Annotated in this window: 10 protein-coding genes and 1 tRNA gene; 4 read left to right on the top strand and 7 right to left on the bottom strand. The window is 40.2% G+C overall.

What is annotated here, in order from left to right; all coding sequences use genetic code 11:
* Position 1: 1 nt before the first annotated feature.
* From Q4574_RS09345 to dnaQ, 3 genes are all read right to left on the bottom strand, one after another.
* A tRNA-Asp gene (locus Q4574_RS09345) sits at positions 2 to 75 on the bottom strand.
* Positions 76 to 290: 215 nt separating this feature from the next.
* Complete coding sequence (locus tag Q4574_RS09340) at positions 291 to 1,685, bottom strand: TIGR03503 family protein (RefSeq protein WP_303473797.1); 1,395 nt, start codon at positions 1,683 to 1,685, stop codon at positions 291 to 293.
* Between the two features lie 46 nt (positions 1,686 to 1,731).
* Positions 1,732 to 2,448 carry a DNA polymerase III subunit epsilon gene (gene dnaQ / locus Q4574_RS09335; RefSeq protein WP_303473791.1) on the bottom strand — a complete coding sequence of 239 codons (717 nt, stop codon included), beginning with the start codon at positions 2,446 to 2,448 and terminating at the stop codon, positions 1,732 to 1,734.
* A 73-nt stretch (positions 2,449 to 2,521) separates the two neighbouring features.
* Between dnaQ and rnhA the strand changes: the two genes are divergently transcribed.
* Positions 2,522 to 2,980, top strand: a complete 459-nt coding sequence (gene rnhA / locus Q4574_RS09330; protein WP_303473790.1) for a ribonuclease HI — start codon at positions 2,522 to 2,524, stop codon at positions 2,978 to 2,980.
* A 44-nt stretch (positions 2,981 to 3,024) separates the two neighbouring features.
* On the opposite strand, the gene Q4574_RS09325 is transcribed toward rnhA, so the two are convergent.
* Positions 3,025 to 3,999 (bottom strand): NAD(P)H-quinone oxidoreductase, encoded by a 975-nt coding sequence (locus Q4574_RS09325; protein WP_303473796.1) that lies wholly within the window; start codon positions 3,997 to 3,999, stop codon positions 3,025 to 3,027.
* A 153-nt stretch (positions 4,000 to 4,152) separates the two neighbouring features.
* On the opposite strand from Q4574_RS09325, the gene Q4574_RS09320 reads away from it, so the two are divergent.
* On the top strand, positions 4,153 to 5,340 hold the full coding sequence (locus tag Q4574_RS09320) for a class I SAM-dependent methyltransferase (protein ID WP_303473789.1): 1,188 nt from the start codon (positions 4,153 to 4,155) through the stop codon (positions 5,338 to 5,340).
* Positions 5,341 to 5,407: 67 nt separating this feature from the next.
* Here Q4574_RS09320 and Q4574_RS09315 read toward each other — a convergent pair whose 3' ends face one another.
* From Q4574_RS09315 to Q4574_RS09305, 3 genes are all read right to left on the bottom strand, one after another.
* A complete protein-coding gene (locus tag Q4574_RS09315; RefSeq protein ID WP_303473788.1) occupies positions 5,408 to 5,710 on the bottom strand; it encodes a PilZ domain-containing protein in 303 nt (100 codons plus the stop codon).
* Positions 5,711 to 5,784: 74 nt separating this feature from the next.
* Positions 5,785 to 9,690, bottom strand: coding sequence for an ATP-dependent RNA helicase HrpA (hrpA, locus tag Q4574_RS09310; RefSeq protein WP_303473786.1), 3,906 nt, complete (start codon positions 9,688 to 9,690; stop codon positions 5,785 to 5,787).
* A gap of 90 nt (positions 9,691 to 9,780) precedes the next feature.
* The gene (locus tag Q4574_RS09305) at positions 9,781 to 10,197 is read right to left on the bottom strand and encodes a CBS domain-containing protein (RefSeq protein WP_303473785.1); all 417 of its coding nucleotides are present in this window, start codon (positions 10,195 to 10,197) and stop codon (positions 9,781 to 9,783) included.
* Between the two features lie 277 nt (positions 10,198 to 10,474).
* On the opposite strand from Q4574_RS09305, the gene sbcB reads away from it, so the two are divergent.
* Complete coding sequence (gene sbcB / locus Q4574_RS09300) at positions 10,475 to 11,911, top strand: exodeoxyribonuclease I (RefSeq protein WP_303473784.1); 1,437 nt, start codon at positions 10,475 to 10,477, stop codon at positions 11,909 to 11,911.
* 284 nt (positions 11,912 to 12,195) lie between these two features.
* Positions 12,196 to 13,851 carry a DUF342 domain-containing protein gene (locus tag Q4574_RS09295; protein ID WP_303473783.1) on the top strand — a complete coding sequence of 552 codons (1,656 nt, stop codon included), beginning with the start codon at positions 12,196 to 12,198 and terminating at the stop codon, positions 13,849 to 13,851.
* Positions 13,852 to 13,859 lie beyond the last annotated feature (8 nt).

Genomic DNA, 13,859 nt, shown 5'->3' with positions numbered 1-13,859 from the left:
GCGGAGTGGACGGGACTCGAACCCGCGACCCCCGGCGTGACAGGCCGGTATTCTAACCAACTGAACTACCACTCCGCTGACCTATTGAAACGCTATTAACTAGTTTTGTAGAACCCCCTAGTCAACCGCGGCGCAGATAATAAGGGTTCACTATTGGCGAGTCAACCAGTTTTTTCGGATATCCGAATCTAATGCATCTATTTGTTTTAATTTTGCGCAAAACGCCCAAAAATGTTCAATAAACACACGTCAATTACTGAGAAAAATAAACAAGCCTATTTGCTTAAGTTTTATTTTTTGGGGATGGTTAAATCAATAATCCCTGAATCTTCATTATTTTTTTTAGCAGGGCTGGCTTCTGGTTGTTGCACAGCTTTTTTTGAAAACCTGTTTTTAATTTTATCTAATAAGCTTATTGAGGAGGTTTCAGTGTCCTCAAGCTCTGAATCTAGTGCTTTTTTAGAAGGCTTTAAATACAACCACAGGCTTACAGCGCCAATCACAATAATTATCAGATTAATCCCGATAATAAGCCCCCAAAACAACCCTTTCGACATTTTTTCATCTTCAACTAACAAAGGATCAGTTATCGTCGATTGAACAGAAGCGGAATTATCACCTGTTCCAATAGTGCCATCTAAGCTAGTTGACTGAGGTGGCGTTTCTACTACCACTTCCGGCTCTTCTACTAAGTATGTATATTCGGGTACATCCAAAATGAAGTCGCGACCGCTCTTTGTATTGCCATAGGCGGTGAGTTTGATGCGATAGACCCCTGATTCATAATTAACAATCAAGTATTCTCTGGCATTGGGTGTTTGCTCGGTTAACGAAAAGTTTTGAACATCGCCATTTGGAAAACGTACCTTGCCATCTATCAATAGCGAATTCATATCAACATATTCGCGCTCTGCATCAATCACTAGTTTGTGATATCCGTCTCCCCCACCATCTTCGATCATATTTATTTTAATGGGGTTGGGATACAGCATTAGCGGTGGATCTACCTGCTCTCTGGTTAGCATAGGAGTACTCACCATAAATACTGGGGTCCACTCTCCATTAGCCACCGAAAGGTTAAACTGACCAGTAAACACGCCATCTAATGGCGTTTCGTCCATCCCACGACCATTATCTTCAAAGGTCGCTATGGTTGCGATTTCTGCACCGAAATTGTTGTAGTTCGGGTTATTGGTACTTACAAGCTTAATTTCTAATGAGACAACGTCACGAAATTCTGTGGCGCTAATGGGCTCTCCGCCATTAGTCAATTGTGCCGTCTGTTTTAGTATTTCACCTGAAAATAAAATACTCGGCAGTGGTTTTGCGTGAAGTTCAATATCAGTGATCACCATTACCCTGCTATCTGGCAAAATCTGCCCTACTGCTTGCCAGGGTCCTGGCGTTGGATTTTTGATGTTGACTAGATCATAGGTCGCAGAGTCGTACCAAAAAATAGTTTCTCCATCGGCATCTGACTCAAATATTTTAGAACCATCAGGTTTCACCAAAACAACCGGTGCACTGCCGAATTCGCGAAAAAACACCATGGTGATTTCTTCAACTTGGTAATCTATTCGAAAGCGATTCTGCAACAATTTAATGCTGTTGTGGTAATTATCCCCTAATTCAGACAAAGGTTGTTGGTTTTTTTCATTAGGGTCTTGGGCATAAACTTGCGTCATGCCCATCAGCAACAACACTATCATTGTTGCCCATTTTACCATTAACTTAATGTGGCTGACGCCAGATACAAGAACCACTGCTGTCCTCTACAAGTTGTAATCGAGCTTGATGTTGTTCTAATTCATCGGCAGAAGCTTGAATAACCTTGAATGGTTTTCGGTTTGCATCTAAACGTTGAATGGTATTTTCACTATTATTATTGTTCTCGTTTGCTTTGTTACCGCTTAAATTTAGATCGGTTTGCCCACCCGTCATTAACAAATAAACATCTGCTAGAATTTCTGAATCCAGCAAAGCGCCATGCAATTCACGATGGGAGTTATCGATTCCATATCGCTTACATAAGGCGTCCAAATTATTTTTTTGACCAGGGTGTAGTTCTCTAGCGAGAGTTAGGGTATCAAGAACGGTACAGATCTCTCTGCTTTTTACCGGGCTAACCGGATTCATTAGCTGGAATTCATGATCCATAAAACCGATATCAAAAGGTGCATTGTGGATCACCAACTGTGCCCCGCGAATAAAATCTACAAACCCTTGGCTAATTTCTCTAAATTTAGGCTTATGCGCCAAATATTCATTGGTTATACCATGAACTTCTATGGCTTCAGCTTCTACAATACGCTCAGGATTTATGTAAACATGGAAATGATTACCAGTAAGCTTTCGGTTAACTAATTCAACACAACCTATTTCAATAATTCTATGACCCTGTTTAGGATCGATTCCGGTAGTTTCCGTATCTAAAACGATTTGACGCATTTATATCAACTCAATTGGCATTAGTAGTGGCTTTCATTATACTTGCCTACAACTTTAAATCACGAATATTTCCATGAAGCATATTACAATTTTTACAGATGGCTCTTGTCTAGGTAACCCAGGTCCTGGTGGTTACGGTGCGGTACTCAAATTTAATCAACACAACAAAGAAATCAGTCAGGGTTTTAAACATACAACCAATAATCGTATGGAGTTATTGGCAGCCATTGAAGCCTTAAACACGCTGACAGAGCCTTGTCAGGTTACGCTCACCACCGATAGCCAATACGTTAAGAATGGCATTAATCAATGGATTAAGAACTGGAAGAAGAACGGCTGGCGGACATCCGACAAAAAGCCAGTCAAAAATGCAGACTTATGGAAACGGCTCGATGAGCAAGCACAAAAGCACAATATTCAATGGGAATGGGTGAAAGGACACTCAGGTCACCCTGAAAATGAACGCTGCGATGAGTTAGCTAGAACCGCGGCCGAATCTTCAAATTTATTGGAAGACAACGGTTTTCAATAGTTTTACAAACATACTAAGCTAGCAGGGGGATCCCCCTGCTACTGCTACCACTTACAAATTAATTTACCAATGGTGTCATTCACTTCCATTCGGGCATGAGCCTTAGCAATGTCTTCAACCGCGTAAATGGTATCAATTATCGGCTTTAACTTAGCCGATTCAAATTCCCCTAAAAAACCTTGGCTGAAATCATGGATTAATTTAGTTTTATACTCATCACTTCTATTTCTTAATGTGGAACCTTGTAATTTCGCACGCTTACCTAACAATAACGCCATATCTAATTTATCGCCAAATCGACCATTTAATAAGGCTAACTGAACAATACAACCATCCATATTGAGGACTTTTAGACTTCGATTTGTGTATTGCTCACCGATAAAATCAATCACCACATCCGCTTTAAAACGTTCAGTTGATAATACCTCGGCAAAATCTTGTTCTTTATAATTCACTAACGTGCCTGCACCTAAATCCGCGCACACCTGCAGTTTTTGAGGTGAAGATGCCGTTACCGCTATTTTTGCTCCAATCAAGTTTGCTAATTGAATGGCCGCAAGCCCCACTCCACTAGCACCAGCATGAATCAATGCAGATTGTTTGGGTTGCAGTTGACCAATTTCACATAAACTTTGATAGGCAGTTAAAAACACTTCCGCAATGCCAGCCGCCTGCTCACAACTGAGACTAGCTGGTGTCTTAATCACATGAGCACTTAAAATTTTCGCGTATTGTGCATAACCACCACCGGCGACTAATCCAAACACCCGCTCACCTTCTTTTACGTTCGTAACATCGCTGCCCACAGCGACAACAACACCCGCAATTTCCAAACCCAAAATTTCACTTTCACCTTTTGGCGGTGGATACTTTCCCTGTCGTTGCAATGTATCCGCCCTATTCACGCCAAAGGCATTCACTTTAACTAATACTTCGTCTGCATTAATGATGGGAATACTTGTCGTATTTAATGTAAGCGTTTCAGGGGATCCGCCTTTTTCAAAATCCACAAATGACATGCTCTGTTGACTGTTCAAAAAATCACTCCATAAATTAAACATAAAATCGGATTTAGCTATCATATAGTGACTGCTGTACAATCACAAAATTAGTCTTCTTTCGCTAAATAAATTAGTCACTTGGGTCTAATTTAATCAACATTGGAATTTTTTATGAGTGCATCTGTCATTCTGCATCCCGGTAGGGAGAAATCATTACTACGCAAACATCCTTGGATATTTGCAAGCGCGATTAAAGAACACAAAGGAGTAGTACGTAACGGCGACACTGTCGACATCTTCGCTGATAACGGTGAGTTTCTCGCTAAAGGAGCTTGGTCAACCCAATCACAAATACAAGTGAGAGTATGGACTTTCGATCGTCAGGAAGTGGTAGACAATGGTTTCTTTTTACGCAAACTCGACCAAGCTATGGCTCTGCGAGAGCCCATTATTTTACAACATAGTTTAACCGGATATCGGATAGTTGCCGGGGAATCCGATGGTTTGCCAGGTATCACTATTGATAAGTATGCCAATGTCATTGTCTGTCAGTTACTTTCAGCTGGAGCGGAAAAGCACCGTAAAAAAATTGTTTGGGCCCTAACTAAGCGCTTTCCTGATTGCAGTATATTAGAACGCAGTGACGTGTCTGTTAGAGCGAAAGAAGGGTTACCTGAAATCATTCAAACCTTACATGGTGAAGTACCCGATGAAGTCATTATCGAAGAAAATGGCATTAAAATTATTGTTGATCTCAAACAGGGCCACAAAACAGGTTTTTACTTAGATCAACGAGATAGTCGCGCAACCGCTGCTACTTATGCAAAAGATAAGCGAGTACTAAATTGCTTTAGTTATACCGGAACCTTTGCGTGTTATGCACTCAAAGGTGGTGCCACAAGCGTAGTAAATATGGATGTCTCAGACAATGCGTTGGCAACAGCAAAACGAAATATTGAGCTGAATGATCTAGATTCTGCTAAAGCCAGCTTTGTAAAACAAGACGTGTTCGAAGCGTTGAGAGAATATAGAGACCAGGGAACAAAATTCGATATGATCGTGCTTGATCCACCTAAGTTTGTTGATTCAAAAGCATCATTAACCCGAGCCTGTCGAGGCTACAAAGATATTAATATGCTAGCGATGAAGATCCTTAATCCTGGAGGTATACTATTAACCTTTAGTTGTTCAGGTTTATTGTCATCGGATTTATTTCAAAAAGTGGTAGCTGATGCCGCATTAGATGCCAATAAAACCGTGCACTTTTTACAGCGTTTGGGACAAGCTGCTGACCACCCCGTAGCCAGTAACTACCCTGAAGGGTTTTATTTAAAAGGATTGGTTTGTTCAGTAAGTTAAACTATTACTGAAAAATAATGTAAATGACCAAGAATCTGCCCCCTTGGTCATTTATAAATGAAATAGATTAATTCATTTCGATAATTTCAACACCAATAATACAACTGCTATCAGAGCTGCGTTCACAGCGCACAACTTTGGCTTTGGCACTTAACGAAGGGATCTGACTACTGGTGGATTCAATCGCCACATCAACAAGCGTGCCTATCTCGACAGATTCTTCTTCCACTTCAAAAGACATGCCTGTGGCACTAATATCTTTGCAAACTGCGGGCATGGAACGAGTGGACTCATCATCGTGCACTGTCAATTCACAGGGTGAATTCAACATCATTCGAAAAAAGTTTCGCTTGTCATCGTATCCCAACATCTTTTACCTCATCCTAACTATAAACACCTATGACTTTTATAGGGTGCATCTGCTATAAAGTCAACGAACATCGTTTAAAATGATAGCAATTGATTTTCAATTCGCTTCACTGAAATTGGCATAGGAGTACCAAGTTGTTGCGCAAAAAAGGATACGCGCAACTCTTCAATCATCCAACGCACCGCTTTTAGGTCTTCAGGCACCTCTTTGCCTTTAGGTATTTTATTTAATGCTGCCTGATACCGCCCTTGCACTTTTTCTATATTTAGTTGATGTAACCGGTCTTTATTGGGATCTATGGGTAATTTTTCTAAACGTCTGGCGATCCCTTTAATATAACGGTTCCAATCGTCTATTTTAACAATACCAAATTGGCTTATAAAACCTGGAAACACCAGAGAGTTTAAGTGTTGTTTAATATCCCCATGGGCACTAATCATATCAAGGGAGACATTACCTTTTAATTTCTTTTGTATTTGATGAGCTTGAGTTAACCCTACTTCGACTTTTTTTGCTATATCAAGAACCACTTCGTTTATGTCTTTTCGAACAAAGTCTCGCGCTTTATCAAACAACTCTGGTGAACGAATAGGCACACCCATATCGCTTTCAAAACGAGCGATTAAGTGATCAACTCCAGCTTCTATACAATCATTGATTAGTGCTTGTATTTGCCCAAACGGATTAAAATACAGCCCTAATTTTGCTTTATTAGGTAACTTTTCCTTTAAATAACTTAGGGGTGATGGAATGTTCAACATAATTAAGCGTCGCAGTCCTTGTCTATGAATGTTTAGTGCTTTTTCTGGATTTTCAAATAACTTTATCGCTACACTCTTATTATCATCCACTAAGGCTGGATAGGCTTTCACTTCATATCCCTGGGAATTATCAATATACTCTTCTTCGAGTACTGAAAAACTCCATTGGGTGAGGCCCTTTTTCTCAATCTCTGGAGACGCCGCTTGTTTTAACGTGGTAGAGATTTTATCTTGCAGTCCATACTTAAGTACATGCAAGTCACGACCTTGTTTTAATAGGTTGCCTTTGCCATCCACCACTTTAAAGTTAAACTTTAAGTGCTCTGGTAACCCTTGCCATTGCCATTCATCTTCCGCCACTGTTACACCCGTCATTTTCAAAAGCTTTTTACTCAAGGCGGTTAAAAATGGTAATGGATGACCTTTAATATCGGTAGACGGCATATCTAACATACACGCATCTGCAAAATTTGGGGCAGGCACAAAATTACGCCTCAATCGCTTTGGCAATGATTTAATCAAGGTCACGATTAATTCATGTCGGAAACCAGGAATAAGCCAGTCAAAGCCGGTTTCTTCTAGTTGATTGAGAATGGGTAATGGAATTATTAAGCTCACGCCATCATCTATTTGGTTAGGCTCGAAACAATAGCTTAATGGCAGATTCAAATTGTTTTGCTGCCAAGTGTCAGGGAAATTGAGATCATTGACCTGTTCTGCCTGATGTTTTTTGAGTTGCTCAGGGTCGTACTTTAAACTTTCCCTTATGGTTGAATCAGCTTTATTCCACCACTTTTTAAAACTACTTTCGCTACAAACATGCTGAGGAATTGTTTGCTCATAAAATGCTACCAGTTCTTGCTCATCGACTAAGACGTCGCGACGACGGGACTTTTCTTCAAGTAATTGTATGTCTTCAATAAGACTTTGATTATAGTGAATAAAGTCGTAAGACAACTTAGTTTGAGCATTGACTAAGGCTTCGCGAATAAAAATTTCGCGACTTACTACGGCATCGATTGTGCTAAAGTTAACATGCCGATTGCTGACAATTGTTAGGCCAAACAACAGCACTTTTTCCAATGCTTGAACTGTCCCACGCTTCTTAGACCAAACCGGTTCACTGTATTGATATTTAGTTAAATGTTTGGCCAGTGGTTCGATCCATTCAGGCTCAATTTTGGCCGCTAAACGACCAAATAGTCTGGAGGTTTCCACTAATTCGGCGACCATAGTCCATTTAGGCGGTTTTTTGGATAAATTTGAACCAGGAAAGATCACAAACTTCGATCCCCTCGCCCCTTCAAATTCACGCTCTTTATCTTTAAAACCAATATGCGACAACAATCCAGACAAAATGGCTTTATGCACAGCATCAAAATCGGCGCTCTCTTTATTTAATCTAAATCCAACGTCTACAATAGATTTTTTAAGTTGGCTGACCACATCCTGCCATTCACGCATTCGCAAATAATTAATAAAATGGCTTCGACACCATCTACGCAACTGATTTGACGACAGCTCTTTTTGTTGTAATTTAAACTCTTGCCATAAATTTAATAAGGAAACAAAATCAGACTGTTTATCTGCATACTTTTCATGCTGTTGGTCAGCTGCAGCACGTTTTTCCTGGGGCCGCTCTCTGGGATCTTGAATACTCAGACCCGCGGCAATAATAATTAATTCTGAGACACAATTATGCTGTCCGGCTTCCACGACCATTCTGGCATATCGAGGATCAACGGGTAATTTAGCTATTTGTCGTCCGGTTTCGGTCAAGGTCAGCTTGCCCTGACGTTTTTCCACGGCAGTAAGCTCTTCTAACAAACGAAATCCATCATTAATGAATCGATTGTCTGGGGGCTGAACAAATGGAAAGTCCTGAATATTGCCTAGTTTTAGCGACAACATCTGTAATATAACCGAAGCAAGATTGGTACGGAGAATTTCAGGATCGGTAAACTCAGGGCGTCCTGTAAAGTCTTCTTCTGAATATAAACGAATACATATACCTTCAGAAACCCGCCCACAGCGCCCTGCCCGCTGATTCGCAGAGGCTTGAGATATAGCTTCGATGGGTAGGCGCTGGACTTTACTGCGATAGCTATAGCGAGACAACCGTGCAAAACCGGGATCAATAACATATTTAATCCCTGGTACGGTGAGCGATGTTTCCGCCACATTTGTCGCTAAGACGATTCGACGATTACCGTGTGATTGAAATATTCGGTTTTGCTCCGCGACTGAAAGCCGCGCATAAAGTGGCAATACTTCCGTGGCTTTATAATTCTGTTTATTTAAGGCATCAGCAGTGTCTCTAATTTCGCGTTCACCACTTAAAAACACCAAAATATCACCCCGTTTTTCACGGCTTAGTTCGTCAACCGCTGAAATAATCCCCTGTATTTGGTCACTCTCTTCATCATTATCTTGTAGTGGGTTATAGCGTATCTCAACTGGATAGCTGCGGCCACTTACTTGAATAATAGGCGCATTGTTAAAATGTTTCGAAAATCGCTCAGGATCAATGGTTGCTGAGGTAATAATTAATTTGAGTTCAGGTCTTTTAGGTAAAAGTTGTTTTAAATAGCCTAAAATAAAATCTATATTTAAGCTGCGTTCATGGGCTTCATCAATAATTAAAGTATCGTATTTACTTAAAAACCTATCAGCTTGCATTTCCGCGAGCAAAATACCGTCGGTCATTAACTTAATATAGGTGTCATCTCCCACGTGATCCGAAAAGCGGACTTTAAATCCCACTTTTTCACCGATGGAAGTACCTAATTCTTCAGCGATTCTGTTCGCAACTGTTCTGGCTGCTAACCGTCTAGGTTGGGTATGACCAATAAGTCCATCTACCCCGCGACCAAGTTCTAAACAAATTTTTGGGATTTGGGTGGTTTTTCCCGAGCCAGTTTCACCCGCGATGATCACAACTTGATGTTTTGCGATTGCTTCACTAATCGCATCTTTATGCTCACTTACAGGCAATTCCGGATAGTCAATATCTGGAATGTTTTGCAGTTTGAATTGACGTACTAAAGTGGATTTTTCAATGGCAGATGCCAAAGATAACCACTGAGCATCAGTTGATTTACTTTTGACTAAACGATTTAACTGCTTTTGCAGTTTAAAAATATCACTACCTAAGCAACCTGAAAGCTGCTTTTGTAAATCGTCGCGAGTTGGAATGGCTATATTCTGATTATTAGACAATGTGTTCTCAAAAAATTCGATGCATTAAAACGCAACGGATCCTAGAAGAAACGCCAGCAAATTTCCAGCAAAGTAGCCTATTAAACCCTTTTAGGCGCGTTTATACCCGTCTCTTAGTTGTACATCTATAGCATAAAGGACATCAGCACGACTTATGGTACCGATGAAATAGCCATCATCGTCAACCACTGGGTATAGTTTTGTCCCTTCATTTAAGAATCGTTGTGCCACTTCAATTATCGAATCATATGATTTCACAGCTAATACGTCTGTCTTCATAATTTCTTTAACACGAGCCACTTGCTCTCGGTAGTAACTCGATGTAACCATTCGCGCAATGCAGTCTTTTTCAGACAAAAATCCAATGACTTTATTGCGTGGGTTTAGCACGGCGCCACCTGATTGTTTACCCGTCAAAAGACGCTCTACCGCTTCGGCCACTGGCATTTCATCAGTAAATGTTACGGGCCGACGATTCATATAGTGATTTACTTTTAATGATTCCACCCTTTCTCCTTAGCTTCGAAAGTGTTTTGATTAGCTATCAATTTATACAACAAATTGATCACCTAATATAAAGATAGTCTTAACCGTTTAAAAAACATAACTTTTTAAAAACATTTTTGAATTTTTAAAAGGATTGACTAAGAATGTCTTTGTAGATAGCAGAACCTATTGGTTTCTGTATAATTCTTATTTTTCCCTATTCAGAATCACTGCAAAAAATAAGACATTCAATTTTTTATTCTATTGGTGATTAGGGGACTTTTAATTGTAGAGAGTAATGACGTTGAGCCCATCAATTCTTTGGCACGATTATGAAACCTGGGGAGTGAACCCTCAAAAAGACGTTCCTTGTCAGTTTGCGGGAATAAGAACCGACCTTGATCTCAATATTATTGATAAACCAGTAAAATGGTACAGCCAAATTCCAAATGATTATTTGCCTAACCCTCATGCGGCCCTGGTAACGGGTATTACCCCACAATTAACCTTGCGCGACGGCTTAGTTGAAGCTGAGTTCATAGAAAAAATACAACAACAGATGACAATCCCTGGCACCTGCAGCGCAGGCTACAATAGTATTCGATTTGATGATGAAGTGACGCGCTACACTTTATATCGGAATTTATACGACCCCTACGCTCGAGAATGGCAAAATGGTAATAGTCGATGGGATATTATTGATTTAGTAAGAGCGTGTTATGCATTAAGACCAGAAGGTATAAACTGGGTTTACAAAGAAGATGGTACTCCGAGCTTTAAACTTGAAGATCTCACTAAAGCCAATGAGATAACTCACACGGATGCCCATGATGCCTTAGCCGATGTTTACGCCACTATTGCTATGGCGAAACTAATTAAACAAGCCCAACCCAAGCTTTATGAATATATTTTTAGTCTTAGAAACAAACGTAAAGTAGCAGAGCATATAAACATCGATGCTCAGGTTCCTCTCGTCCATATTTCGTCAAAATTACCAGCAAAGAATGGATGTTGCACTTGGGTATTACCGATTGCATATCACCCAACCAATAAAAACGCCATCATATGTTTAAATTTAGGCTTGGATCCTAAGCCTCTTTTTGATTTAGACATTGAAGAAATAAAAGCGCGGTTATATCAACGAACCTCTGATATGCCTGAGGGGCAGCAAAGACTGCCGGTAAAACTCATTCATCTAAATAAGTGCCCTTTCGTCGCCCCTGCAAAAACCCTAAATGAAGAAAATGCCCAGCGATTAGGCATTGACCGCAGTCAATGTTTGCAAAACTTAGCGAGCATAAAAAGTCAAACCGGTTTAGCCAGTAAACTCGTAGCCGTATTTGATGAACAGCGGGAGTCTACTCCATCCATAGACCCTGACTATGCCCTCTATACAGGGGGATTTTTAAGTGATTCAGATCGCCAAAAATTAAATCAAATTCATCAAATCGCCCCTAGCAATTTAGGTGCAAAGGAGTGGGAATTCGACGACTCAAGACTCGCTACCCTACTTTTTCGATATAGAGCACGAAATTATCCGTTGAGCTTAAGTGAAGAAGAGGTCATTAAATGGCAACGACATAGACAATACCGTCTTACTGATCCTGACTCACCGGCAAGTATGCAATTGCCTGAGTATTTAAGTTTGTTGGAACAATTAACCTTCGAGTACCAGAATAACCCGCCCAAAAGAGCCATTATTCGAGCACTTCATCAATACGCAGAAAATTTATAAAAATGACCTACTCAAGACAGCGTAATGGTTAAAATAATTCTTTGGGAATTGAATCGAACAGCGAGTACATTTGACATTTGTTGTGATATAAATAGATGCTAATTGATAGCACCATATTTAACCTGTTTGTTCAACTCTTAGAACTCGTAATGATAGTTGGACAAAGTGGTAGCTAGCTGTTCATATGAATAACCCATGGTCATAGGTTGTCTATAATTAATACATTCATTTCTATAGTCGATAAAGCAGTAACAAGTAGATCAGATTAAATTTAGGTGGTAATAATGAAAGGCATCAATTTTAGGCTTGATGATAGCGGCAAATTTTTAAATTTGGTTATAAATCCAAGTGATGTAGCCCCCAATGTCGACACTAAATCTCTGATTAACAGCTTTAATAACAGTAACTATGCAGACTTGTACTTGTCTGAAGAAAACGTGATTAATGCTAGCGATTTATTGATCAAAGCGCGAAAAGAAGGGAACAACGAAATCATTACTGAAGTCATTGCTGAAAAAAAGGATGCAAAGGTAAAATTTCGTATTGAAGATAATGATATGTTCGCTTTTATCTCTATCACCGCAGCATACGGAGGCCATACCCCCACGGCGTCTGAATTAGTCAAACTTGCAAATGACAGTGGTGTCGTAAGAGGCTTAAGTAAGAAAATAATCGATGACGTTGCAGTAAAAGCGAAAGCCGCAAAACCAGGTACGATTATTGAGGCACTAGTGGCGAAGGGCTTGCCTGTTAAAAATGGTAAAGATTCTAAGCTTAACCCGTTAGTACCTAATGCCCTGGAGCGAATATTAAAGCCGCAAACCAGTGGCTCAAGCCGAGTAGACATGCGAAATTTAGGGGATGTCATTTGCGTGAAAGCAAATACTGAAGTTTTACGTCGCATTGCCCCATCAAAAGGTCGTAGTGGTTTTAATGTTAAAGGTGGTTTAACTGCTCCCAAACCAGGCGCTTGGATTAAATTCAAACCCGGTGATGGGATCAAAGTCAGTGACCATGATGAAAATTTATTTTTAGCTGCGATCACTGGCATGCCTAAATTTCAAAATGGCAAAATGTGGGTAGATGATACCTTTATTTGTAAAGGTGTAAATGTAGGCACTGGCAATATTAAATACGATGGTGCTGTATTAGTGAATGGTGATGTAACTGAAAAAATGGAAATTACCGCCAGTGGAGATGTCACTATTAATGGCTTTGTTGAATCGGCTACCATTAAAGCCGGTGGCGATATCATCATCACCGAAGGGGCAATGGGCAAAGTTAATGAACACAGTACTGAATATAGTACCAAACTGATTGCCGAAGGAAGTGTCCACGTGCAGCATGGGCAAGGGCTTAAAGTGCAGTGCAGTGGAAACGTTACCATCGGACGTCAATTGGCTTATAGCAAAATAAACTGTGGTGGAAGCGTTACCATAGGCCCAATTGATAAACCAAATGGCAACTTGTTTGCCTGTGATATTCAATGCAAAGGTGCGATAACCGCCGGCACTTTAGGTGCAGTATCTGGCAGCCACCTAAATATCGACTTTAGTCAGGGATTTAATACCCTACTGGAAAGAAAAGATACGGTCGAAGAGTTATTGCTGCAGTTAAGAGACAATAATCTTCGCCACAGAGGCAAATTTGAGTTAATGCGCAGTAAAAACATTCATCCAGAACTGCAGCGTAAATTCAAACAAGCAGAAGAGATGTTTAAAAGTGAATCCCAATTGCTGGAATGGCTAGAATCAAAATGTGAAAAAATGAAACTAGCCAAAGATGCCTATCAACAGGATATTAAAATAATCGCAAATAAGCGTTTGTATGCCGGTGTTGTAGTTAAACTTAACAACCGCACATGGCGTGCTGAACGTGAATATGCCAAAGCCAAAGTGCATTATGCGGGCCATCAGTGGAACTATGAACCGATAATATAAATATCATA

It is taken from the genome of Aliiglaciecola sp. 3_MG-2023 (genome assembly GCF_030548205.1).
Classification (GTDB): domain Bacteria; phylum Pseudomonadota; class Gammaproteobacteria; order Enterobacterales; family Alteromonadaceae; genus Aliiglaciecola.
The sequence above is the reverse complement of the archived record's forward strand: the minus strand, read 5'-3'. Positions and strand labels throughout refer to the sequence as shown.

Bases quoted from the DNA above. Each gene is read 5' to 3' on its own strand.
- Q4574_RS09340 (WP_303473797.1), bottom strand. From the start codon at position 1,685: ATGACGCAAGTTTATGCCCAAGACCCTAATGAAAAAAACCAACAACCT.
- dnaQ (WP_303473791.1), bottom strand. From the start codon at position 2,448: ATGCGTCAAATCGTTTTAGATACGGAAACTACCGGAATCGATCCTAAA.
- rnhA (WP_303473790.1), top strand. From the start codon at position 2,522: ATGAAGCATATTACAATTTTTACAGATGGCTCTTGTCTAGGTAACCCA.
- Q4574_RS09325 (WP_303473796.1), bottom strand. From the start codon at position 3,999: ATGTCATTTGTGGATTTTGAAAAAGGCGGATCCCCTGAAACGCTTACA.
- Q4574_RS09320 (WP_303473789.1), top strand. From the start codon at position 4,153: ATGAGTGCATCTGTCATTCTGCATCCCGGTAGGGAGAAATCATTACTA.
- Q4574_RS09315 (WP_303473788.1), bottom strand. From the start codon at position 5,710: ATGTTGGGATACGATGACAAGCGAAACTTTTTTCGAATGATGTTGAAT.
- sbcB (WP_303473784.1), top strand. From the start codon at position 10,475: ATGACGTTGAGCCCATCAATTCTTTGGCACGATTATGAAACCTGGGGA.
- Q4574_RS09295 (WP_303473783.1), top strand. From the start codon at position 12,196: ATGAAAGGCATCAATTTTAGGCTTGATGATAGCGGCAAATTTTTAAAT.